Source organism: Pseudomonas sp. Fl5BN2 (assembly GCF_009908205.1).
Classification (GTDB): Bacteria; Pseudomonadota; Gammaproteobacteria; order Pseudomonadales; family Pseudomonadaceae; genus Aquipseudomonas.
On record NZ_JAAARL010000021.1, the window covers coordinates 37,738 to 61,893 of the forward strand.

Annotated in this window: 21 protein-coding genes and 2 pseudogenes; 12 read left to right on the forward strand and 11 right to left on the reverse strand. The window is 55.3% G+C overall.

Annotated elements, in window-relative coordinates; genetic code table 11:
- Positions 1 to 11 precede the first annotated feature (11 nt).
- The 5 genes and pseudogenes from GV819_RS25565 to GV819_RS33570 all read right to left on the reverse strand — a co-directional run.
- Positions 12 to 884 (reverse strand): LysR family transcriptional regulator, encoded by an 873-nt coding sequence (locus GV819_RS25565; protein ID WP_161758829.1) that lies wholly within the window; start codon positions 882 to 884, stop codon positions 12 to 14.
- Positions 885 to 1,892: 1,008 nt separating this feature from the next.
- Positions 1,893 to 2,389 (reverse strand): annotated as a pseudogene (locus GV819_RS25570) (IS5 family transposase); the annotation flags it as partial.
- Between the two features lie 69 nt (positions 2,390 to 2,458).
- A complete protein-coding gene (locus tag GV819_RS25575) occupies positions 2,459 to 3,004 on the reverse strand; it encodes a hypothetical protein (protein ID WP_161758830.1) in 546 nt (181 codons plus the stop codon).
- A 32-nt stretch (positions 3,005 to 3,036) separates the two neighbouring features.
- Positions 3,037 to 3,408: a FimD/PapC C-terminal domain-containing protein gene (locus GV819_RS25580; RefSeq protein WP_161758831.1), complete on the reverse strand. Its 372-nt coding sequence runs from the start codon at positions 3,406 to 3,408 to the stop codon at positions 3,037 to 3,039.
- A gap of 44 nt (positions 3,409 to 3,452) precedes the next feature.
- Positions 3,453 to 3,728, reverse strand: a pseudogene (locus tag GV819_RS33570) (fimbria/pilus outer membrane usher protein); the annotation flags it as partial.
- A gap of 283 nt (positions 3,729 to 4,011) precedes the next feature.
- On the opposite strand from GV819_RS33570, the gene GV819_RS25590 reads away from it, so the two are divergent.
- A complete protein-coding gene (locus tag GV819_RS25590; RefSeq protein ID WP_161758832.1) occupies positions 4,012 to 4,200 on the forward strand; it encodes a hypothetical protein in 189 nt (62 codons plus the stop codon).
- 250 nt (positions 4,201 to 4,450) lie between these two features.
- Here GV819_RS25590 and GV819_RS25595 read toward each other — a convergent pair whose 3' ends face one another.
- The 3 genes from GV819_RS25595 to GV819_RS25605 form a co-directional block, all read right to left on the reverse strand.
- Positions 4,451 to 4,990: an Imm15 family immunity protein gene (locus GV819_RS25595; protein WP_161758833.1), complete on the reverse strand. Its 540-nt coding sequence runs from the start codon at positions 4,988 to 4,990 to the stop codon at positions 4,451 to 4,453.
- Between the two features lie 287 nt (positions 4,991 to 5,277).
- Positions 5,278 to 6,423 (reverse strand): AAA family ATPase, encoded by a 1,146-nt coding sequence (locus GV819_RS25600; RefSeq protein ID WP_161758834.1) that lies wholly within the window; start codon positions 6,421 to 6,423, stop codon positions 5,278 to 5,280.
- Positions 6,424 to 6,437: 14 nt separating this feature from the next.
- Entirely contained in the window at positions 6,438 to 7,298 is an 861-nt protein-coding gene (locus GV819_RS25605) for an RNA ligase family protein (protein WP_161758835.1), read from the reverse strand.
- Between the two features lie 339 nt (positions 7,299 to 7,637).
- Here GV819_RS25605 and GV819_RS25610 point away from each other — a divergent pair, with 339 nt between their 5' ends.
- Positions 7,638 to 8,297, forward strand: a complete 660-nt coding sequence (locus GV819_RS25610) for a hypothetical protein (protein WP_161758836.1) — start codon at positions 7,638 to 7,640, stop codon at positions 8,295 to 8,297.
- Positions 8,298 to 8,672: 375 nt separating this feature from the next.
- A complete protein-coding gene (locus GV819_RS25615; protein WP_161758901.1) occupies positions 8,673 to 9,770 on the forward strand; it encodes an NADH:flavin oxidoreductase in 1,098 nt (365 codons plus the stop codon).
- Between the two features lie 584 nt (positions 9,771 to 10,354).
- Here the strand turns inward: GV819_RS25615 and GV819_RS25620 are convergent.
- Entirely contained in the window at positions 10,355 to 11,278 is a 924-nt protein-coding gene (locus GV819_RS25620; RefSeq protein ID WP_161758837.1) for a LysR family transcriptional regulator, read from the reverse strand.
- Between the two features lie 227 nt (positions 11,279 to 11,505).
- Between GV819_RS25620 and GV819_RS25625 the strand changes: the two genes are divergently transcribed.
- Together GV819_RS25625 and GV819_RS25630 are read left to right on the forward strand one after the other, a co-directional pair.
- The gene (locus GV819_RS25625) at positions 11,506 to 12,561 is read left to right on the forward strand and encodes a M24 family metallopeptidase (RefSeq protein ID WP_161758838.1); all 1,056 of its coding nucleotides are present in this window, start codon (positions 11,506 to 11,508) and stop codon (positions 12,559 to 12,561) included.
- Between the two features lie 690 nt (positions 12,562 to 13,251).
- Positions 13,252 to 14,130 carry a LysR family transcriptional regulator gene (locus GV819_RS25630; RefSeq protein ID WP_161758839.1) on the forward strand — a complete coding sequence of 293 codons (879 nt, stop codon included), beginning with the start codon at positions 13,252 to 13,254 and terminating at the stop codon, positions 14,128 to 14,130.
- Positions 14,131 to 14,340: 210 nt separating this feature from the next.
- On the opposite strand, the gene GV819_RS25635 is transcribed toward GV819_RS25630, so the two are convergent.
- Positions 14,341 to 14,847: a DUF4265 domain-containing protein gene (locus GV819_RS25635; RefSeq protein ID WP_161758840.1), complete on the reverse strand. Its 507-nt coding sequence runs from the start codon at positions 14,845 to 14,847 to the stop codon at positions 14,341 to 14,343.
- 358 nt (positions 14,848 to 15,205) lie between these two features.
- Between GV819_RS25635 and GV819_RS25640 the strand changes: the two genes are divergently transcribed.
- Positions 15,206 to 16,432 (forward strand): MFS transporter, encoded by a 1,227-nt coding sequence (locus GV819_RS25640; RefSeq protein ID WP_161758841.1) that lies wholly within the window; start codon positions 15,206 to 15,208, stop codon positions 16,430 to 16,432.
- A gap of 146 nt (positions 16,433 to 16,578) precedes the next feature.
- Here GV819_RS25640 and GV819_RS25645 read toward each other — a convergent pair whose 3' ends face one another.
- Entirely contained in the window at positions 16,579 to 17,226 is a 648-nt protein-coding gene (locus tag GV819_RS25645; protein ID WP_161758842.1) for a dTMP kinase, read from the reverse strand.
- A 1,200-nt stretch (positions 17,227 to 18,426) separates the two neighbouring features.
- Between GV819_RS25645 and GV819_RS25650 the strand changes: the two genes are divergently transcribed.
- The 6 genes from GV819_RS25650 to GV819_RS25675 all read left to right on the forward strand — a co-directional run bounded on the left by GV819_RS25650 (position 18,427) and on the right by GV819_RS25675 (position 24,080).
- Positions 18,427 to 19,332 carry a hypothetical protein gene (locus tag GV819_RS25650; RefSeq protein WP_161758843.1) on the forward strand — a complete coding sequence of 302 codons (906 nt, stop codon included), beginning with the start codon at positions 18,427 to 18,429 and terminating at the stop codon, positions 19,330 to 19,332.
- A 321-nt stretch (positions 19,333 to 19,653) separates the two neighbouring features.
- Entirely contained in the window at positions 19,654 to 20,013 is a 360-nt protein-coding gene (locus tag GV819_RS25655) for a cupredoxin domain-containing protein (RefSeq protein WP_161758844.1), read from the forward strand.
- A 4-nt stretch (positions 20,014 to 20,017) separates the two neighbouring features.
- Complete coding sequence (locus GV819_RS25660) at positions 20,018 to 20,848, forward strand: FTR1 family iron permease (RefSeq protein WP_161758845.1); 831 nt, start codon at positions 20,018 to 20,020, stop codon at positions 20,846 to 20,848.
- A gap of 17 nt (positions 20,849 to 20,865) precedes the next feature.
- The gene (locus GV819_RS25665) at positions 20,866 to 21,390 is read left to right on the forward strand and encodes an iron transporter (RefSeq protein ID WP_161758846.1); all 525 of its coding nucleotides are present in this window, start codon (positions 20,866 to 20,868) and stop codon (positions 21,388 to 21,390) included.
- 364 nt (positions 21,391 to 21,754) lie between these two features.
- Positions 21,755 to 22,504 carry an SDR family NAD(P)-dependent oxidoreductase gene (locus tag GV819_RS25670; protein WP_161758847.1) on the forward strand — a complete coding sequence of 250 codons (750 nt, stop codon included), beginning with the start codon at positions 21,755 to 21,757 and terminating at the stop codon, positions 22,502 to 22,504.
- 100 nt (positions 22,505 to 22,604) lie between these two features.
- Positions 22,605 to 24,080, forward strand: coding sequence for an aldehyde dehydrogenase family protein (locus GV819_RS25675; protein WP_161758848.1), 1,476 nt, complete (start codon positions 22,605 to 22,607; stop codon positions 24,078 to 24,080).
- Positions 24,081 to 24,156 lie beyond the last annotated feature (76 nt).

Consider the following 24,156-nt stretch of genomic DNA (forward strand, 5'->3'; position numbering starts at 1 on the left):
ACCCAACTTTACTATACGATACCAAGCAAATGCTTACTCTTGGCAAACTGCTCAAAAATGGCATTGCGCAAGTGCACCGCCGCGGGGCTCGCACTACTTGTTAACAAATATATAAAATGTTCATCCAAGTCGGGGAATTCAATCCCTTGCGCACTCCTGATGGCCTGCCGATCAATTAAACCATCTTCCATAACGCCGACGGACAACCCACTCATCACTGAAGCTTCAACGGCAGTAAAACTGGAGCTTTCCATAAATATTCGAAACTTTATTCCTGCCGTCTTGAGCGCTCGAATAGTCGCCTCACGGTATGGGCAACCATGAAGATGGACAGAAATTGGCAGTGGCTGGTCTGGGTCGTATTTGAATGCTGGCGAAACAACCCAGCGGGGTGACGTTGAGCAGAGAAGCTCCCCATTTTGCAGGCATTGAGAAGTAACCAACAGGGTGATATCAAGCATCTGCTGTGAGAAGAGATCAAACAACTCCCCACTTGAACGGGCTTCAACCTCCAACTCCAGCATCGGGTTACTGAGCGTAAAAGTCGGAAGCAAATCTTTCATAAATTTTGCCACGTAGACATCTGGTATCCCAAGCCTCAACTTGAGCAAAAGGCGTTGTGGAGATAAGGATGTTATTAGCCGGTCATGGGCAACCAAGAAGTCGGTTGTATACCCTAGCAGCCGGCGCCCAAACGGGGTCAACTCAACGAAATTATTGTTGCGATTAAATAGCCGGCGCCCAACCTGCTCTTCAAGCTTATGGATTTGAACGGTAACAGCTGAAGCACTGCGGTTGACATATATCGCTGCATCCTTGAACTTGCCAAAACGTGCCACAGCATGAAAGGTCTTCAACACCGCCACATCAAACTGACGATTCATAACATATTCTCCATAAGGCGCATAGGCTCATTACATAATAACGCTCTTATTAAAAACCTGCATACCAACCACTGCCAAAACTCACGAACCTCATCTATTAAGTACAACTCACCAAGAACAAGGATTAAAATAATTATCCTCATCCATTTTCTGAGGACTACAATACTAAGTCCTGTCGAAATTCTCTGACAGCTTTATCATAGGCTGATACGCGAACAACCCCAAACGCCGATCGTTGCCCAGCAGCTACATTAAACGACCTATCGGCTTTGCGTATCTCTGACCTTCATGCGGAAACACAAAGTTCCAGAATGCAATACACCATTCAGATGAGAAACAGCTAGATCTAGATACTGCCGACTTTGTTTAGGGCATTTCCAGAGTTCTTACGCAGCAGCCCTCTCTCTCCCCTTCTGCCACTGCAAAAACTGCCTCCTCCTTCGAAAAAAAAGATCGAGACGTTCAGTGCAGAAGCACCTTGCTGGCGGGCCAGTCATTCAAGCAATCCTTTTGCGATCTCGCGAATCAACAAAAATCAATGGCTTTCCCATAAGGCAGATCCCTGAGAGTTTAAGCACTAGACATTACTAAACATTTCCAATGTGTTAGTTCTGGCTATGAATGTAGGGGCTTTCTCACGCAATCAATCAATCAATCAATGAGGCTGGAATCTAATACTGGTTTTTGAACGATGCAAGGAATTTTGTACATTTCTTCTGGGCACCCTTTCCTTTTTTATGATAGCAAACTGAGATCCAGTCAAAAAAACCATCTAGGGAAGGCCTGAAGTACCCACCGATCTTTGATTCCCTCTCTGTTCGAGATTCAAAAAACACTTACTCGGTCGTAAGTCAGACTTTTCCGGTTCTTAATTCATCGTCTCGCCCTTAAACGGCGAATTTTCAAGAGTTTTCCCGCATTAGACGTGCACCTCTCCCGCAACCAGCAGCCGTTTTCGCATCATCCACAAGTTCGACAGAGCAAAGAGCGTCGTCTGCTGAGCGATGAATATTGGTTTGCTTTCTTGGTCTGGTGCATTTCCGGATCGTGCTTGCTGTCCTTGTTCTTGGTCGAACTGGGCGCATGAATGATCGTTGCATCGACCACCGTATATTGGCGCAACATCAGGCCACGATCGCCCAGATAGCCGTTAATAACCTGCAAAATCCCGCCTGCCAACTCATGTTTTTCCAACAAACGCCGGAAGTTGAGGATCGTCGTTTCATCGGGAGTCCGATCCAGACGCAGCCCCGAAAACTGGCGCAGGATAGTGGTCTCGTAGAGGGCTTCCTCCATCGCCGGATCGCTGTAACCGAACCAATTCTGCATTAGGTGAACCCGCAACATGGCCATCAACGGATACGCCGGACGACCACCGTCACCCTTTGGATAATGCGGCTCGATCAATGCAGCACGACCTGATCCATTTGATTCAGGAAGCGCTCGCGGCGGGCCTGCTTACGTTTACCCGCGTACTCGGCATCGGCGAAGGACATCTGTTTCATCGAGGCTCAACCGTTCGGTTCGTGTGAGGCGGATATTTCACCAATTCTGGAAGTCTTTTTCAGAGTTCCCTAGGTTCTAGTGGTTGCCAGGTGTGGTGGGAGCAGTTCGGCAACAGGAACTACCGGTCGAATCTCGACTTGGAGAGATAGAACAGAGCCCTCAGCCGGTAGCCCGCCGCTGATTGGTATTACCCTGTCGCCAGGTACTGCCTCAATGGATGAACCATGCGGGCCGAGGGCAGCACCGACAGACTTGGTCTGCGCCAACTCTACATTGCGGCCATCAAGCACGGCATTGCTTAAACTCACACTGACGCGCCCCTGTTTAGCGAATCGAAACTGCTCCCCAAGGGCATCACCCCGCAGGAGCAACATCAGTTTCGAGGCCCCCGGGCAACTGGTGTGCAAGCTAATAAAACGATTACCCAATGCATGCAGATTGCCCATATCAAGTGGGTCACTTGAACTGCGTTGCGTGACCCGACCGAAGTCCATGTTTGATTCACTCAAATTGATCTGACACTCTTGGGCGAACGTCTGGCCGGAGAGAAACACTGCACAAATCAGACCTGACGCCAATGCAATAATTTTCGGGTGACGCATTCTAACGCTCATAGATGCTCCTACTCCCTACACGGGATCGTTGGTCAATTTGCTGTGCAGGTGGCTTTGGCCGTTTCAAAATAGACATTCAAATCCGGTTCATCCGGGAGTTCGAAATCGACGGAGCAGGAATTGCCCTCTCCGAGACTGATACTCAACGCCTCACTTAGCTGTCCGTTGGTGATAAACACTTTGCCGCCATCCACAACGGTAGTAACAAAGTTACCCTTGGCATCCAGTACTGCAGCGCCCTTGTCGATCGGTTTATCCGCCACATCGGTGATTTGCAATAACACCCTTCGAGACTTGACCACCGGGAAGTCCAGCTTGTTAACCGACCCCCTACCGGCCGAAACGGCTTTGAAACCATTCTGGATATCCACGTTGCGCGGTAAGCTCTTAGTCTCAATTTCCACCCGAGAGTTTTATAGGCATTGAGCTGCGCAATTACCGCATTACCTCATGGGTCGGTCCAGACAGGACCGCTCGGGGTCGTGAGCTTGACGTCGCCAACATCACCCACCTTGGCCACGCCGAAGGTGTCGGACAATTCATACGGTGACAGCGTTACACCGCCTTCATGCACGGCCACGCCGCCATGTAGCTGCCCGCTATAGCTCGTGCTGTCTTGGCCATTGCGTGAGTAACCAAAGTTGAGCTGGGCATAGCGCGGCGACAGATTGACGTTGCCGGAGAAGTCCCGAGTCTTTCTCTGCGCGTCACGTTCAGCACTGAGGCGGTAAGTCGCTAAATCATTACTTTAGCCACGGTGTTACGAAAGCTGGCCCCGGCACTCGGCGTCGACGATTAGATAAGACGTTCACCTTCGAGCCCAACGCGCAATAGCAGCCACTCGCAAAGCGTCAACGCCGTATGGCTGCACAAGCTCAGCTGTGCTTGGCGGCTGGCTTACGGGCTGCAGCGTTGCGCATCGACGCCAGCTCCTGTGCGAGGGTGTCAGCACGGGCCACCGCCGCTGCCGTGCACTCACGCGCCGCGGCTAACTCCGACTGGGTGGCATGCAGACGTTGCTGCAGGTCATACAGGTGCGCTCCCGTTTCCTTGAGTTGTGCCGCGCGCGCCTTGCTTTCTTCACGGGCGCGGTCGATCTCGCGGTAGGCACGCTCTTCGACACTGCGGGCATAGACCTCTTGAGCAATGCGATCCTGCTCGACCTTGAGCCGCAGCTCCTGCAGACCTTGCTGTAGCGCCAGGTTTTGCTGCGGAGATTAACCGAAGGAAATGAGGCGTCTTTCTGAGTCACTCGCCGCCAGGCAAAAGCGGGACATTGAGGTCGACCTCTAAGTGGCCAATCAACGAGTTGATTTGCGTAAGGAGACAAGCATCGAGAGCCTGCATTTGCATTCATGGCTCATGATCCATGCGGCCTATTTCTGGCTATATTTAAAGATGGGTCAAAAACGTATCAACAGCAACAGACAGACGAGTTCTTTGCACTCAACAAGTCCTGGGAACAGCAAAGATCCTTAAAATTTCCTCAGCGCAAACGGCGTCATGAAATCTACTTTCATAAAAATCAAAAGCAGTTTCTACCCCGCAGTTGGAAAAATGCCTTTTTACTTCCTTCATCTCCCGTGACTCAAGACTTCCATCATTTTCTCGTACTTTTTCCAAAAATCCGACCGAGGCTGGCTTTGGATAAATAAATATATTAGGTATGAGGACGCCTTGTTCCTCCAGCCCCTCAAAGTCTGTAAAAGTCACGGCAAAAAACACACTTTCACCTCTTGATACTTCTAACAATCTTAAAGTATTCAAAAGAAATACAGCGAGCCCTGTCAGAAAGTTAGAAGCCCCGCTGCCGCTCATCTCATCCTTTAAGAGCTTTAAGCGGCTGTATCTTGACACAAGCGGAATCTCTTCAAAGCTTTCATAGTTCTCAAAGAATACATCCATGTCATTATACGGTTCTTCGCTGATTATTTTACTGTAGACATCTGTAAGCTTCATTTTTAGGCGGGCTCCATCCGTGCTCATTAAGTCATTCTTCTGTTTACTTCGAGAGCGTCACATCCCCTTTGCTCTTTTCATGTGCTGAATTTGAAAATTTTTTTCGATATGTTGGCGAGCACACCGCCATAAATCAAACTCAGTAAATAGCCAGCGTACTAACGTGTCATTTCGCCGAAAGATACGTTAGCGTCAAGTAACGTATCTTCAAGGCGATCAAAAATCTTGAACTTCCAGGCTATCAATCATTGTATTGTCTGACCCATTGTATTGGATTTTGAACGGCCTCCTCGACGACTCTCCATAAGGACCGCTCACCCCGTCACTGCCTGATAAACAACCCGGTGTGCCTCGGTCGGCAGTGGCACTTCCCACTTGAACAGCATGCGGCGGATATCATCGTTGCGCAGCGAGGTGTCGCGCTTCTGGTTGCGCCGCATGATCTCGTCCTCGGGGCGCTCCAGGTAAACAATCTCCACCTGCGCGCCGTAACCGTAGAGCAAGTCCAGGGTACGGTTGCGCATCTGCGTCGACAGGTGCGTCGAGTTCCACACAAAGGGTTTGTGCTCGCGCAACAGGGCCTTGGCCCGGTCGATGGCGTAGTGCGCAGCGGCGCCCTCGTTCTGGCCATGGCGCAGGCCAAGGGCCTGGCGCGCGTCGTCGAACGACACCACCGGCAGATCCGGGTAGTGCTGTGCGGTCCAGGTGTCCTTGCCGCTGGCCGGCAGGCCCGAGAGCATCACCACCGACGAACCCTGCGGCGCATGCAAGGGGTAGTCGGGATGTACTCGGGCGCCACGCAGGTACTGAATGCGTGTGTAGTCGTCGGCAAAGGCCCGCGGCCCGTGCAGGCAGCCCTCCTCCTCCGCCAGTTCGCGCCACAGTTCGATGGCGTCCAGTACATCGGCCTTGCCGGCGTAGTTGCGGCCCTGCATATCGGCCTCGGCCACGGCACAGAGCATCCATAGCGGCAGTTCCCAGGACAGTTTGTGCAACAGGAACTCAGCGCTGCGGCCGCTGCGATCACCCTGCAGGGCGAAGAACGGCACCTGGTGCACGGCGATGATGCGGCAGATCTGCTCGCGCAGCTCGAAAGGCACGCCGGCGCGCCACAACAGCAGCCGCGCATCCACCGCGCCCCGGCGTGAGTGACCGGGCTGGCCGATACGCCCGGTATCCGGGTCGATCACCGTGGTGTCGGGCTTGGCGATGTCGTGCAGCAGGGCAGCGAAGAACAGCACAAAACGCTGCTCGGCGCTGGCCTGCTGGTAGGCGGGTTGCGCCAGCAAGGCGTCGACCACCAGGCGGGTATGAATCCACACATCGCCCTCGGCGTGGTAGGTCGGGTCTTGCGGTGTGTCGGCCAGGCGCGCCAGAGCCGGAATGGCCACCAGGCAGGCGGCGGCGTCCATATCGCGTCCCGGCTCGGGGACCAGTTGTTGCAGTTGTCGAATATCCATTTCGGGATGCTCCTTCAGTAGCCGTGGCGTGGGCCCTGCCAGTCCATGGACAGGCGCGGCGCATACAGATCGACGCCGTCGGCCAGTTGATTGGGGATAAAGGGTTGATTGGCATGGTGCTGGTCGGCATCGAGGATGGCCTGGACGAAGTCCTGGCGTACCCACTTGAGCCGGCCAAGGGTCTGCTGCTCATCCTCGAGCTTCAGGTACAGGCCTTCCATGCGGCTGGAGCGGTCACACTGGCGCCACGCACGGGCCAGGTCGAGGCCTTCACGGCGTACCACCTGCTCGAACACTTCGCGCCAGCGCGCGCTCTTGGCCAGCGAATCGCTCACCAGCGCCATCAGCTCGGCATGCCGGCGCGGCGCCGGGCCTTCGTACAGCACCGGCACCGCAAGCACCGGCCCACCCTCAAGCAGGCACCGCCGCGCCGCGGTGGAGAGGAACAGCCCTGTGGCGCGGTCCCACACATCGAACTCGCAGAAGTAATGTGGCAAGCGGTCGTAGAACACCGAGTGCTTCTTGTGCAGCCATTCGCCATACAGCACAAAGCGGTCTTCCAGGCGCTCCAGCAACCAGTGCTCATGGGCCGAGGCCCACTGCTTGAACAGATTGAACTGGCGCTCGCGACCACCGCCGGTGAGGTAGTGACCGCGTGACTGCAGGCGCAACTCGCCGCCTGCGGTAAAGCTGATGCCGGCGTTGGCGCCATCGAGTTTTTCTTCTACCACCAGCCACTGCCCGGCCAGGGCGGCATAGCGCACCTGGCCAGTGTCAGTGTCGCCATCCTGCAGGCGCGAGCCTTGCAGGTGGGGCGTGCGGGGGTATTTGAGCAGTTCCAGGTTGTGCGCGGTGGCACGAATATCCATGTGCATGGGTTTGTCCTCGAAAATAGAGAAAAACCAACGACAGGATCAGGCAGGCATGGCAGTGAAGTGCCGCCGCGCGCAAGCACGGGCAGCCATCAGGCAGGATGGACCGTCGTCGGTATCAGGCGTGTTGGCTGGCGTAGGGCACTGGCTTCACCACTTGGAGAAAAGGTTGCAGAGGCTTTAGGGCGCGCATTCAACAGCAAATAGCGGCATCAGGTCAAGCCCCGAGAGGGCAAAGTTCCAGCGGCCCTGTTTGCGCGAAACACCCGAGCTTTTGTCATGAAAAAAACCACCTGGCGCTCATAGGGTGCTGCAAGTCATAACCCCGATAAGGAATCGATCATGAATCTTTCAAGCTTGCTGATGGCTGGAGTCATTGGTCTGGCACTTGCACCCTTGGCCCAAGCCTCATCCACGGCTGACAGCGAAGAAAAAGCCCAGTTACGCAAACTCTTCTGCGAGTCGAAGGGCGGCGCCGATATCACTGCGCTGGGTGAGTTGAAGAAGTCCGACGACGTCGGCGCCGTGGTGGTGTGCAAGCTCCCGCCGTCGCCCACCACGGCGGTGGCAAACCAGGCGGCATCGAGCCTTGCCCCGCTGCCACTGACGCCTGTCACGGCAACGCTTGCGCCACCGTCCGGGGTCTACAAGCTCGCCCCGGGCGCCAGCAGCGTCAACACCTCATGTTCGGCCAACCTGGCCATCGCCAAATGGGCGGGGTTGCCCAATACCAGCAACGGCAACGCCACCTTGAACTGCCGCGGATACAATGCCGGCGCAGCGGGCGGTACGCTGGGTTGCAAGATCGAATGGACCGGGCCGACCCAGGTCGCCATCGGGGTAGTCCCTTACGGTGGCCAGGTAGCGGTGAACTTCAATTGCCAGGCCCTGTACTTCGGTTCCGTCGGCACGGTGATGGATTTCAGCTACGCCGATCCGGCGTATCCGCGCATCCGCTATGGCTCAGTCCAGGCCACCAGCAGCATGACCATCACTCAGTGATGCGGTTCATGCTCGGCTGAGCGTCGTTCAAACACCGGCGGGGCCGCTCCCTGCCGGTCACCCTCCTCTGCATCATTGCTTGCCGCGAGCGTCTCTTTGAACTGCAGGAGCGCTCCCTACCCCAGCATTGCTTCCATGAAGTGAGTTGAGATTTGTCCTGCTCGACATGCCGCAGCAAAAGCGGATCTGTCATCCGTATCCTTTTGTTCATCATTCCTGCTTCCGCCAACCACTGGGCGTGAACAGTCCCCTAGTGGTTATCTAACGCTAATCGTTACACTGCCTTATCTGAATGCCTCAATTCTAAGCCACACCCGAGCAACGTATCTTGGTGCCATGAATCACTACATGGGCAACAGCCCTTCGGAGAAATTTATGACCGCTAAAGATCCGCTTTTTACACCTCACAATGCAGGGCCACTTCAGCTCAAGAACCGTTTCGCGGTGGCGCCAATGACTCGTGTCAGTGCCACTGAAGAAGGCTGTGCAACGGAGCTCATGGCGAAGTACTACGAGCGTTTTTCCACGGGTGGATTTGGACTGCTGATCACCGAAGGGCTCTATACGGATCAAAAGTACGCGCAAGGTAACCTGCTCCAGCCAGGGATGAGTGATGAGACTCAAGCTGAGTCCTGGAAAACCATCGTAGAACAGGCTCACAGGGCTGGAGCCAGGATCGCAGCCCAACTCATGCATGCGGGTCCGTTGGTACAGGGCAATCGATTCGTGAACGGCAGTATTGGCCCCTCCGCTGTCCAGCCCCGTGGTGAGCAAATGACTTCCTACTACGGCAAAGGGAAGTTCCCTATCCCTAAAGAAGCTTCGGAAGCAGACATTGCCGATGCGATCGAGGGCTTTGCACGCGCAGCGCATCTTGCTACCCATATCGCTGGTTTTGATGCAGTAGAAATTCACGGCGCAAATGGCTATCTGCTCGACCAGTTCTTCACCGATTACGGCAACAGCCGATCCGATCGCTGGGGTGGTGACGTCTCTAGCCGAGTACAGCTGATCCTTGAAACCGTGAAAGCGGTGAAGAAAACGATCAAACCAGGCGCTGCTCTGGGCGTGCGGATATCCCAAGGCAAAGTTAATGATTTTTTCCACAAATGGTCGGAGGGAGAGCAAGGCGCCAAGGTGGTGTTCGAGGCTCTTGCCAACCTCGGAGTGGACTATATCCACGTCACTGAATTCGAAGCGTGGCAGCCAGCGTTCTCCAATACAGAGAAAAGTCTTGCCACGCTTGCAAGGCAGTACGCGCCTGGAGTGACCGTGATCACGAACGGTTCACTCCACGACCTGAACCGCTCAGCGCAACTGCTTGAGGAAGGTGCCGATGTCATTGCCTATGGCAGAGGCGCGCTCGCAAACCCTGATCTGCCAATTCGTGCCAAAAACGGAGAAGACCTGCAGGACTTCGATCCATCGATTCTCGGCCCAATTGCCAATATCAAAGAAAGCGAACTGGCTTAAGCGATCTATTTGACGTAGGTATTTGCGTCGAGCTTCGCCCAACGGCCAATTCCTGGCAGCCGGCTTTTATACGTCGGCCTTGGCAAGGAAAAGATCTCAGCATCGGGTATGCAAGATATAGAGAATTGGCGCGCGACTGCATACTCGGGCGAGGAACTCAGCGAAGGCCTTGTAGAGATCACTCGGTGGCTCAAGGACTGCGGGGCATCAGAACTGCTGGAACATTTTGACTTGGTCGCGCTTGCCCCGTCGCTTTTTCGTGGCCAATTGTTCAATAGCCCGGTGTGGAGGTCGTGGCCCTTACCCTTGCTGAGCATCTGCCCAGGGATATCCAACCCTTACAAAAGAACTTGGCCAAGCTGCCCTTGCTGAGCGGAGATCACTCCCACTGCGCTCCTTGATTGCGGCACTTTGCATTTCAAACCGTAGGAAGCATGTGTTGACCTAGCCCCGGTTTGGAAGGCTGAAACCGCTGTCCAGGTATCCGAATCAGGGGAAGCTGGCTCGCAGCTTCCCCCCACCTAAATGTCTTCTTTGCTTAAAAGTCTGAAGAACCACTCTCCAGAATATGGTGGGCGTGTTGGCTACCTGTATTTGCTCTTGAGAAAGTCCACGAATACCCGAAGCTTCGCTGGCATCTGAGTCCTGTGTGGGTAGTAAAGGAAGAAAGGCTCGCCGGGAGGGCTGTAGCTCTCGAGTATCACCTGCAAAGCTCCCTCAGCAATCTGAGCCTGTGCGAACTGTTTGAATACGTAGGCGACACCTACGCCGTTACAGGCCGCTGAGACCACGGCTCTCATCTCATCAACGATCAAGTTGCCAGCGACGTTGATCTGTACGTTACGCCCCCCCATTCGAAACACCCATTCGTAAAATTGCCCGCGCGGGTGCAACCGCTGCCTGATGCAGCGATGGCTGACGAGCTCTTGAGGCGTTTGCGGCACGCCGCACTTGAGCAAGTAGTCTGGGGAGGCCACAACGACGCGATGCTGCGGCACACCTAACGGTATGCCCACCATATCCCGTTGCACCGTATGGCCCAATCTGATGCCCAAATCAAACCCATTGCCAACGATGTCAGTGAGCTCATTGTCGACTGATATTTCGACATTTATATCTGGGTAATGGGCAAGGAATTCGGCGAGGTAAGGCTCCACCATGGTCACGAATGCGACATGAGATGTATTGATGCGAAGCTCACCACTGGGCTGATCGTATGAAGAACGTACGAGCTCGATGGCGCCTTCTACGGATGCTAGAGCGGGCCCCAATGCCGAAAGCAATTGAGCCCCTGCATCGGTTAGCGAAACGCTCCGAGTTGTCCGATTCAAGAGTCGCGCGCCAAGGGTCGCCTCCAGTTGTTTAATGGTCTTGGAGACCGCCGTCGCACTGACACTGAGCTCAGCTCCGGCCCTTGTGAAACTCAATGTTCGGGCGACCATGACAAACACTGATAGTGCTGGGAGCAAAGAAGGTGCGAAAGCAGGTGCAGCCGTAATCATCGTCATTCAACTATGAACCGTAGGTTCATAACCTATACGCATCTTCACCACTTATCGTCAACAGTCCTCCCCCTTAAGCTGGTTGCATCCATTCATCTACGCATGAGGAAACAACCTTGCTTACCAATCGCACACCAAGAGCAGAATACGAAAACCGATGGAAACGTGCCCAGGCATCAGCTAAAGCATGCGGTGTTGAGGCTCTCGTGGTTTGGGGGAAAGGTGGGGGGACGGTGGACACTGCCAACGATCTTATCTACCTCGCCAACTACTGCCCCGTATTCCCTTACGCCCCGGATCTTCCTGGCCTCTGGGCTGGACTGTCTCATGGCGCTGTAATCATCCCGGTCAATGGCGAGCCTATCCTGATCACGGAGTCACCCGCGATCCGCCGAGACATCGTCAGTGTTCAAGACGTCCGCTCAGCCGATGGCTTCGTTCCGGATAAAGTAGCGGCAACGCTGCGTGAGATGGGCCTTGGCAACTCCAGGGTTGGATTAGTAGCTGGGCCGTGGCTGGTAGCTTCCGTCTACAAGCGCTTGCTGAACTCCGCAAAAGGAGTCGACTTCATCGAGCTTGATTACGTGATTGAAGCGTTGAGAACTCACAAGTCGGAGTTTGAATTTGAGCTACTTCGCGAAGCAGCCGTCATCGGAAATGCCTCGATGGAAGCCATGATGAAGAGTGCATCCACTCCAGGGACTTCTGAAGCCGATGCAGTAGCCGAGGCCTACAACGTGGCTATACGCCGCGGCAGTGCCATGATCGACGCTGCCTGTTCGTCCGGTCGCCATTCGGCACTTTACGCCGACGGGATGGCGCCACAGTGGACAACTCGTCCTCTTGAGTCAGGGGACATTTTTCACTGTGACATGTACGGCGCTGCAGTCGAGGGTTACTGCTGGGATTTTTCCCGGACAGTCGTCACGGGTGGGAAATGGAGCTCGGCTCAGAACGAGGTGTATGACGGAGCGATCGCGGCTATCGATGCCGGCGTCGCAGCATGCCGTCCAGGCATCTCTGCGCAAGCACTCTATGACGTCGTGTTTGCCGAGCTTCAGAAGCGCGAAATCTACTGTGGCTATCCGCTGCACGGCCACTCGTACGGTATCGGGTGGGAGTCGCCGTGGCTTGTTCCAGGCAACGAGACGAAAATTGAGGCCGGAATGGCTATCGCAATTGAATGCATGGCAGGTCGCGAAGACACTGGCTACGTGAAGTTCGAGCACAACGTACTCGTCCATGCAGACCGGACCGAGCTGATCTCTACCTGCCCAGCCCGCCTGTAATAACCGACCCAAACAGTGCGCCGCCCTCAGCAGCGCATTGTTTCGGGTGAGCTCAATACCGTCGCCCGCCCCTGTCCTATCCTGAGAACCGGCCACCACCATCGGCGTCCACCACCACACCGCTGAGGTAAGAAGCACGCCGGGACGCCAGGTATTGATTCCGACCATTCCATATTCCAACGCTTCGGACACGCGGAAAACTCGGCTCATATCTTGGGTGCGGGCCAAAGGAAACACCCTCCGCTAGCCCGTCGCCGATCTGAGGCTTGCTCACTGCTGCCGCCAGTTTGCTTACAAAACGGTTGCTGAGGCGAACACCTGCAAACTGGGTCGGAGTGAAAAGCGCATGAGTGCCACTCGACATGAAGACCTCCTGTATCCGGCCTGGCAGGCATCGGAAATGAAAAATAACCGGTCTACGTTAGGCGTGACTGTCAGTGAATAGAATCCCGCCAAAGCGATAAGTCGCTATAACGAATTTCGTTATAATGACGTTGCGGTCTTGTCGTAAAATGACGACGTCGCCCGGGTTGAGTGGTATGGCCAGAGAGAAGATCGAGACAACTCGATTGCCTGCGACATGCAGCAAAATCACCCGCTGTTTAGCCGTGTCCTTTTTGATTTGGGCCAAGCGTCCCGGTTTTGGACAACCTCCCCAGAGCCAGTGCCTCCAGTAGAGATCAACGAATCATGAATTTAAACGACGTACATGTATTCTTGATGGTGAGTTCCTCCGGGAGCCTGACTCAAGCAGCAAAGCGCCTGGAAATTTCAGCGATGGCAGCATCAAGACGGTTGGCAAGTCTTGAGGAGGAGTTAGGAACCCGGCTGGTTCACCGGACAACACGCTCAACTTCGCTTACACCTGAAGGCGAAGATTTCTTGCCCTACGCCAAAGCAATGGTCGAAGCGGAGGAAAGCGCGAAGTTTCTGTTCTCGCCCAACCCAAAGGGCGCGTCCGGGCTGTTGCGAGTCACATCTCCATCAGGGATAGGACGGCGCAATGTGATGCCGCTGATCAAGCCGCTGCTCGAGCAGAACCCCGAACTGAGGGTGGAGCTACAACTACACGATGATGTGCTGGACATTGTAGGCAGAGGGATTGACGTTGCCATCCGCGTGGCGCCGCTAAGGGACTCAACGCTGATCGCCAAGCGAATCGTGAATAACGCCCGCGTCGTCTGCGCATCTCCCGAGTATCTTGCGCAGCATGGCGTGCCGAGCAGCCTGGACGATCTGCATCGTCATAACTGCATTCGACTTCTGAATGTTCCACAATGGACGTTCATCGCCGATGGACAACCTACCGTGGTCAGCATCGAAGGCCGAGTAAGCTGTAACAACGTCGACTCAGTTCGCGAGCTGTGTATGGAGGGTTTAGGCCTCGCTCAACTCACGCTGATGGACGTCAAGCGCGAGTTCAATTCCGGAGCGCTCGTTGAGGTGCTGCTCGACAACGTCACCCCGCAAGATCTCAGTGTTTGGGCCCTTCTGCCCACCAACAAGAACCTGCCTCCCCGGGTGACGTTATTCATTGAGCATCTGAGGGCAGCCATGGAACAGGAATAGTGAATCGCCCCCGAATTTCATCCAGAGCACCGTCGAGTGGCTGGTCAGCGCCGGCCGCCTGAAGCGCGCCGATGTCGATCGCGCTCAGCAGTTGCAAGCAGGGCCACATACCCTGGACCCGACAGAGGTCCCAATGAATGATGGTCGCTTTGCCATCGCCTAATTGTATGGATGCCTCCAAGCAAGGCATCTGCTAAATACAGACTGGAATCAGTGTGTCATGAACGGTAGCGTGGCGAGCGACAAGCACTCTTCAAGGCGAACTGATGAGATGCCGGGGTGTTGTAAACATGCGTCTTCGTACGCAATATTCTCTCCATCAGAGATGGCCGAAAGATACTCATCGATTCCCGAAAAAACACAAGAAGCTGGAATATCGACTGAGAAAAGTGACAACTCCTTATTCGACACGCAGGAAGCACCAAGCTCTTTGAGCTTATCGATGATTTCTGATTTTTTTTCAGGATTATTTGCATACACCCTGATTGTTGAATGCCCACCTTGCTTGATTACATGCGTTACAACTAACTCGCTATCACTCTGGCGCACTAGCACGCCATCCCCCTTGCTTACGCCATATATGTAATATGGCGTATTGTCGACAACATAACGATTATCTCCCTGGTAAATCCCCCATACCGATTCCGCTGAAACCGGCGGATAATCATCTTCATCAGGTGTTAGTTCAAAAATAATCTTATGAAAAATTTCGCTCATGTGAGATGCGCTCACGGGTTGGAACCACCTGGGCGATTCAAAGTTTTATAATTCAGCCTGGCTAAACAGGCCATCAAGGTGAGCCGGAAGTTCATCCCATTCGCTATCCGTGATGGATTTGAGTGGTGCGATTAGATCCTTTGACCCGATATTACTGACTGTAAATCAGCTTTCGCAAGCCCGTCTCGAGTGAGCCTGGGCCTGCCAGAATCGGACGCTCTCTTCGAGCGTCTTATCGATTGCACTGATGATGACTATCAAAGGGCCGGTCTATTGGGTTGCCAAAACCGATCAATATAATCGCCCCTCAATTTCTCCCCCCGTCTGGCTTCAGGCGAATCCCCCGGAACCCAACACCATGCCAAGCGCAAGCCTGGGCCCTCGCGGTCTTCCCGAACATAATCAACAGAGTGTCAAACAGCAGTGGCTAGCAATTCTCTCGGTCGCCGTGGGTGCCTTCGCCTTGGTGACCAGTGAATTTCTCCCGGTGGGCGTGCTCAACGACGTCGCCAGCGACCTGGGCATCAGTGCCGGCCACGCCGGACTGATGGTTACCCTGCCCGGCATCATGGCCGCCCTCGCCGCTCCCTTGTTGTCTATCGGCATTGGCGCCATGGACCGTCGCTATCTGCTGATCGGCCTGACACTGATAATGATCATCGCCAACTCGGTCGTGGCCTACGCCAGCGACTTCAGTCTGCTGCTGTTCGGCCGCGTGCTCCTGGGCATCAGCATCGGCGGTTTCTGGGCCACTGCCATTGCCCTCAGCGGCCGCCTGGCCCCCAAGGGAGTGGGCGTAGCCCAAGCCACCTCGATCATCATGGTGGGTGTGACATTGGCCACCGTACTGGGCGTGCCCGTAGGCACCTGGCTCAGTGGCCTGATGGGCTGGCGCATGACCTTCCTGGTCACCGCGCTGGTGGGCGTACCGGTGTTACTGGCGCAGATATTCCTGTTACCGCGGCTCACCCCGGAAAAGGCCATTCGCATCAGCGACCTGCCGGCCTTGTTTATCAATCCACAAGCTCGGGTTGGCCTGATCGCTGTATTGCTGATTGGCCTGGCGCACTTTGCCGCATACACCTATGTCGCCCCCTTCTTCAAACAAAGTGCCGGCTTTGACGGGCCGACTATTGGCTCGCTGCTGCTGCTCTATGGCGTGGCCGGGGTAATGGGTAATGTTTTCGCCGGTTTCGCCGCCAACCGCAGCGTACGTCACACCCTGTTGCTGGTTGCCCTGATGATCGGCGCCAGCACCGCCCTGTTTCCCTACTTCGCCACGGGCATGACCGGTGCAGCAATGCTGATCGCGCTCTGGGGCTTTGCCTTCGGCGCATTCCCGGCCTGCGCCAGCATTTGGATGTTTGTCGTCGCACCCAAGGATGTGGAGCGCGGCATGCCACTCTTCGTTGCCTTGTTCCAGGTGATTATTGCCCTGGGCTCGTTCTTTGGTGGGCAGATCGTCGACCAGTTGGGCAGCTTGGTGCTGTTGAGTCTGGCGACGGCCCTGGTGGGCTGTGGTTTTGTCACGGTGCTGGTGCTGGGGCGTAATGTCAGTAACAGCCTGGCGGCCCAACCCGGCTAACCAGGAAAACCGGGACTGATTTATTGCAGTCCCTTGACATGACTTATCGCTCACCTTGGACCAGTGAACACAGCGCCATGCTTCATTGTTGCGTCACGGTACATGGTTACGACCACCTGAACATCGGCTGCTCATCAGCAGATCTATCAAGCAAGGCGAGAGTTCACGAGTTCGCCTACAGGGCATCGAAGGACTCTATAGATCTCGGAAATCACCTGCATCGTTGCGTCTTCGAGCGGTCCTTCATTACGGCATAAAACCCAGCCGCGATCCGCAATCGCTCGCTCGAACGCCTTGGTACAAGCAACATGTTCTTCCAGCTTATGGATCACAGTACTGCTTAACCCACGTCGTCGTGCCGCTGCCCTCGCCCATGAAATATCAGGCGTGGTAACAACCCCGACATGCAGGTCTGGCACTCGCACGTTTCGATCAATGTTCAACTGCAGAATCTCTGCAAACGGGACTATCCGGCGAAACGCGGCATCAGACGGGTACCAGCGATCGATCAAGATGATGCTGCCAGGTTGCTGTTTCGCCAGCACGTACTGGGAAATCCAAGCACGGCTATCAGCCAGGCGCTCACAAACCTCCAACTCCAAATCCCTGGAGGGACTTCTGACGAGCTGGTTGACGAGGGCCATTGTTTCACCCCTATAGGGATCGCTTTTTTTCTCGCAAAGTCGGATCACCTTGTTGTTGTCGGCCCTAAGTACTTTTGTAACGGCCTCCAACAGTGTGGTTTTGCCGGCTCCCTTGGGCCCATCTAGAGAAACAAACAGCGGACGATTCATTCTTCACATGACAATTGATAGACGGTTTTTGTTGCCCGTTTCGTTCGCTGGAACCGCTTGGTGCGACTACGCAAATCGAGTGAGGGTCCCTTATGGGTAGACATTGATGAACACTCTAACCGGATTACGTCGCTACCGCCTGAGTACAGGTCTTCGGCGGCAAGCCGTTGGCGATGCGTTTAATGATTTCCGGCCGGTGTGTTTTCATCCGTCTGACCGGACCGGGGTTGGCGCAGAACCGTGGTACAGGCCAACGCCAGATGCACATGCAGTACTCTGAGATCACGGCGCCATCCACCGAACGCAGCATGACCCGTAAGTTGGGCATAGACATTGCAAAATGCCTACTCGAACCGGTGGATGGGGTACTTCTAGTAAATGGGAAGTGAGACTCTCACTTTTATCTCGACCAATACTCGATCAACATCACTCAAGTTTCATCGCTCTATCGGATAATATTGAGTCCGACAGTAGCTAGAATTTCCATCCCCAATACACTCTCCGTACAAGTACCGATACCGCATTCGCCCCGATTGCCCAGTTTTTGGCCAACATCAACGCGAAATCTTTGATTGATAGTCGGCACTCTCTGCCGTGAAATCGATTATCTCTTCCTTGGCCGGGCATTCCACACCGGTCGGAAATCATCACTTTCATTCTGCACGCTTGCCCATCTCCCGTATGCACCGCAGACCGGATGAACACGTGCCAAATCCATACACCCCCGACGTACAAGGACAATGCACGTTGCCCGCATAGAACTAGCTTAGACTGACATATTTGTCTTGGGATACGGGGTTTTTAGAACTCAAAACCCGTAAAAAATATTTTGTTACGTTTTCCTTATTAGCAAAAATGGAAAAACACTTATCTATCACTATGCTTCATTTCGTTAATGCAAGCCCCCTCCCACTAAAACTTATACAGGTGATCGCATGAACACTAAGAAAGTCGAGAAAACCAGCAAAGAACAGACTAATACCGCTCGGACTGTAAAAACCCGCCAAGTAGATGTTGATGTGCGCAAAGCACTGGAAAACGCCTACTGGTAAGTATGTAGAGCAATGAAGAGGCTCTAACCAGCCTCTTCACTACCCACAAAGCCCCTCCCTCTGATGTAAACAGTAACCCTGCATAGACCCGCTGAGCTTCAAGCTCCCATCGGGCAATTTCCTATTAGGTTCTCTGAGAGAAACTTGAATGAACGCCAATACTTACTTTGAGTCACTCCTCTCACGTTCCATTCCCATAGTGGTCGACTCTGACATTGCACTTGACGTGGCGCGCAACGAAGGGTTCAAGACAGTAGACATCAGCAGCTTTGACTTTACAGACAAGAACGCTTGCGCGCTGATGCTTATAACAACTTATGATGGGCATGCCAAACTACGCAAGCTTTGGGATATCACTAAAGCCAAGCTGGCCCACCTGGCCACAGCAAAGTTTGACTCTGGAGCAGAGTCTTTAAAGTACTCGCTACATAAGCTGCTCGCCCTGGATCACCAGGCTACATTGAAGCGCCGTGCAGAATCCTATGAAATACTTTTGGCTAAGCCGACAATTCAAGTTCGCAGCGGTCACCACACGCTTCAATGCACTTTGAGTGACAGCGTAGAAATTGCCAATGATTCCGACGACATGCTGGAAGGCTGGTTTTACTCGGTCGCTGAGTTTTTTGAAGCCTCTATAGTAAACATCTCAGAAGAGCAGCCGAGCTTCTCACTTGATGGCGAACTGGCATTTGATGGCTTTATTTACTTAGCCAACAACCAAAACTTGAAGGATAAATTTGCCGGCGAGCTTTCTGAGCTATTGAAACAGGCTTCACGTGGAAACAATATTGTCGAATTCAAAGAAAATGTGGCACAACGTATAGTCCTGAACAACACCGATGTAACCGAAAAATTCCGCAGTATGTTTGGCGACCTGGAGCGAGGCTTGGCGGCGACCGAGTTTGCCGTGGGCTGTGCGAAACACCCGAATCCAGTCGACTGGTCAATAAATTCTCTTTTGAATGAAAGCAGTTGCGGAGTACACGTCGGAATTGGAATGGGGCAGAACATGCCACACATTGATTTCATTTCTACTAGCGCAAGAATTGTATAAGTGGCTGCGCGTCATTACGAAGGATTGGGCGCCGACCTATGGCGGTGTGCTTCGCCTCCCCCTCCTTCACCCAATCGCAAAAGCCTCGCGGGCATGAGCCGGATGCCACTCCCCTTTTGACGGCCGTCAGAACTTCTGATCAGCCTGGTGCCGGCGAGCGCTCAGCTCTCCAGCACCTCCGCGGCGCTATGCGTGGCAATAGAAGCCTGGCTACGAAGTTGAACAATCGCTGAACCATTCTCTATCCCCTCCGAAACATCTTGAAACAGGCCGCCTGGCAACCACACTATTGCGAATGAATTTCATTTGAGTGGTCGGTGCATGCGAACTGCGGCAAAGCTCACCAGCGTTCTACTCGTGCTCTGCGGAGGGACAGCTCTGGCCGCCCCACCAGCGGTATCAGAGGAGTCGCCCATAAAACTGCTGATTGAAAACCACCGGTTTACTCCCGAGTCCTTCTCTGTCCCAGAGGGAAAGCGCTTTCGTATCGAACTCACCAGCCACGATGAATCCGTGGATGAGTTTGAAAGCTATGACATGAAGTTCGAAAAAATCCTGGTTCCCGGTAACACCATCAGCGTATTCGCCGGCCCCCTGCATCCAGGCACTTACACCTTCTTCGACGACTACCACCCGGACCAGGCCAAAGGCACGGTCATCGTCGAAAAAAATCAGGAGTGAGGCCGTGCTGGCGAGTCTGTTGATCGTATTTCGTGAGGTGCTGGAGGCCGGCATCATCGTTGGCATTGTCCTGGCCGCTACCCAAGGCATCCGCCGCAGAGGCCGGTTCATTGCTGGCGGTATTCTTGCCGGGGTTGCCGGCGCCGGGCTACTGGCATTGTTTGCCGGAGCCATCACCCAGGCCTTGTCAGGGTTTGGCCAGGAGGTGTTCAACGCCAGCATCCTGATCATTGCGGTGCTGATGCTCGGCTGGCACAACTTGTGGATGGCCAGCCACGGCCGTGAAATGGCCGCACAGATGCAGGCGGTCGGCCGTGCTGTGGCCTTCGGCGAAACGTCCTTGCTGGCCATGGCCACAGTAGTCGCGGTGGCTGTCCTGCGCGAGGGCTCGGAAATCGTGCTGTTTCTCTATGGCATCGCTGCCTCGAGCCAGGCCGAGCCGCTGTCGATGTTCCTCGGCGGCCTGTTAGGCATTGCCGCCGGCAGCCTGCTGTCCTGGTTGCTCTATCGCGGGTTGGTGGCGATACCGCTCAAGCAACTGTTCAGGATCACATCATGGTTGATCGCGCTGCTGGCCGCCGGCATGGCCGGGCGCGCTGCGGCAATCCTGGCTGGCGCCAACCTGATTCCCGCCTGGGGCTACGAGCTCTGGGACAGTTCCTGGCTGGTGGCCGACGGCAGTATGAGCGGACGGGCGCTGCAAGCGCTGCTGGGCTATAGCGACCGGCCCATGGGCATCCAACTGGCGGCCTGGGTCGTGACCCTGGTCATCCTGTTGGTTGGCAACAGACTGATCCACAAGCGCTCCACCCACACGCCCGCCCGAGTCCTTTGACTCCTCAGGAGAAACCCATGAAGTTACCGTTCTCTGCCCTGGTCCTGGCCGCTGCCAGCGTCCTGACCTTCACCCTGAATGCCCAAGCCCGCGAGTACCCGATCGGCGGACCGGTACAGGCTCACGACATGGAAATCGCCGCCTCGTATCTGGTGGGCATTGAAATGGCGCCGATGCCACCGGGCATGGAGATGGGCGCGAACTCCGTGCACCTGGAAACCGATGTGCACGCCACCGCCGACAATCAATACGGCTTCGCCAATGGCGAGTGGATCCCTTACCTGAACATTACTTACCTGCTGGTCAAGCAGGGAGCGCCAGACTACAAGGAAATCGGCAAATTGCAGCCCATGGTGGCCAAGGACGGCGCGCATTACGCCAATAACGTCAAGATGCACGGTCCTGGTACCTACACCGTGGTGCTACGTTACGAAAGTCCGCAGGTCAATGGCTTCTTCCATCACGTCGACAAGGAGACTGGGGTTCCAGAGTGGTGGAGTCCCTTCACCCAGACCTTCACCTTCAAATACCCCCAGCAATAACCTGCCTGGCAGGGCCCTCAGTGAAATGGGGGCTACATTGCCAAACCAGCGTCGCAACTGATCAGCACCTTGAACCGACCGTCAACCTCCCGCCCATTGCACCGCCTGGCCCTGCTCGCCGCATTGCTGCCGAGCCTGATGTTGCTGCTGGCAATCGAGTGGCTGCTGCTCCCGGGAAACCCGATGAAAAAACCAGGACGCCATGTGCTCTCAACAATGGACTTGCTTTGGCAGGGCGCAGCATCGCTGGACGATCACCAAGCTTTTATGGACTCAGGGGCATTATCGATAACCCCCCGGGCCGTTAGCATTCCTCCATCAACACCACGCCTGCATTCACGCCGTGGAAATGCCTGGAGGATTCATGCAGAAACTACAGAACCGCATCGCCCTGGTGACCGGATCATCCAAGGGAATCGGCGCGGCCATTGCCAAGCGCCTGGCCATGGAAGGCGCTACCGTCGGAGTGAACTACACCCGCAGTGAACGGGAGGCTGACCTGGTGGTATCACAGATCACCGCCTATGGCGGCAAGGCCTTTGCCATTCAGGGTGATGTGTCTCAGCACACGGATATCGAGCGAATGTTCAGCCTGATAAAACGCGATCACGGCCCGATCGATATCCTGGTCAACAATGCCGGTGTCTACTCGACCGGTGCGATTGAAGAAGTCACCGAGCAGCAGTTTCACCGGCACTTCGACCTGAACGTTCTGGGGCTGATTCTCTGCACCCAGGAAGCGCTCAAGCACTTCAATCCCAAGGGTGGCAGCATCATCAACATCAGTTCGAGCGTGACCTCGTTCACCCCGGTCAATTCCACGGTCTACACCGCTTCCAAGGGTGCGGTGGACGCGGTGACCCGCACCCTGGCCAATGAGCTGGGGCCGCGAAAGATCCGCGTCAACTCGGTCAACCCGGGCCTGATTGAAACCGAGGGCGTCCACGCCAGCGGCTTCTTCCATGACGACTTCCGCCAGAAGATCGAATCGATCACGCCCTTGGGCCGTATCGGCACACCTCAGGACATCGCGCCCGCCGTGGCCTTCCTCGCCAGTGATGAAGCCAGCTGGATCACCGGTGAAACCCTGATTATCGGCGGTGGCCTGCACTGAGTCGGCCTCACTCCGACAGCAGCACCCTCTGCTCTTTCCAACGGCTGAAACGGGGTCATTCAATGACTCCGGCAAGGCCGCCCATTGCCTGGAGAAACACATGAATACTGGATTGCAAAGCGCTTATGGTGCGTTGATCAACGGCGTCCATGAAGTCTGCACCCAACAACACTTCGAGGCGCGGGATGCGGCCACTGGCGCCCTGCTCGCACAGGTATCGCGTTGCAACGAGAACGCTGTCGAGCGTGCAGTGAATGCTGCACATGCGGCCTTTCCGGGCTGGCGCGATCTCGGCCAGCAACGCCGTGCCGTGTTGATCAACCAACTGGCCGATGCCATTGAAGTGGATGCCGAGCGCCTGGCACAGATCGACGCGCGTGACGTCGGACGCTGCATCAGCGAAGTGCGCAAGGACTACGCCATCGCAGTGCGTCATTACCGTTATTTTGCCTCGATCATCCTCGCCCATGAAGACAGCGGACGACCCATCGATGGCGGCTACAGCATGGCCAAAAGAGAGCCCCTGGGCGTCTGCGGCCAGATCATTCCATGGAATGCGCCGGCCATCATGGCTGCCTTCAAGCTGGCACCGGCTCTGGTCGCCGGCAATACCGTGGTACTCAAGCCGGACGAAAACGCTTCACTGTCGACCCTTGAGCTGGGCAAGCATATTGCCCGTCTCTTGCCACCTGGCGTGGTCAACATCGTTCCGGGGTTTGGCAGCGAAGTGGGCGCGGCGCTGACGCGGAATAAAAAGGTCAGGAAACTGTCGTTCACCGGCAGCACTGAAGTCGGTAAAACCGTCGCCGGCGTCGCTGCCGATCGCTTGGTACCGGTGACCCTGGAACTGGGCGGCAAGAGTGCAAACATCGTGTTCCCGGACGTGGAAGACCTGGATGCCGTGGTGGATAACGCGACCTTCGCGGCGATTCACAACAACGGCCAATCCTGCCTCGCCGGTACCCGACTCTTTGTGCATGCGGACATTTTCGAGGCGTTTTCGCAGAAGCTGGTGCAGTCGTTCAAGCGCATCACTGTCGGCTCACCGCTCGACGAACAGACCCGGGTCAGTTGCCTGGTCTCGGCCAGACAGGGTGAGCGGGTGCTGGAGTACATCCGTATCGGTCTCGAAGAAGGCGCGCAACTGCTGGCTGGCGGCGAGCGCACAGTCATCCCCGGTTGCGAACACGGCTACTTCATCGAGCCGACCCTTTTTCTGGCCACTAACGCCATGCGCATTGCCCAGGAGGAAATCTTCGGCCCGGTACTGTGCCTGATCAAGTGGGATGACCCTGAGCAGATGATCGAGCAAGCCAACGCCACCGAGTACGGGCTGGCAGCCGGCATCTACACCGCCAACCTGAAAAATGCGCTGGACACTGCCGACCGCCTGGAAGCTGGCTCGGTGTGGATCAACCGCTACTCCAACATCACGGATGGCACCGCCTTCGGTGGCTACAAGAGCAGCGGTATCGGTCGTGAATTCTGCCGTGAGACCTTGAATGCCTACACCCAGATCAAGACCATCACCTTGCAGACCGAAGTCCCCTCCCCCTGGTTCTCCCCGCTTAGCTGATCGCTCATCCCGAGCAGTTGCACCGATGCCCCCCGATCTACTTGATCGGGGGGTATTCGGTTATCGGTCATGCCCC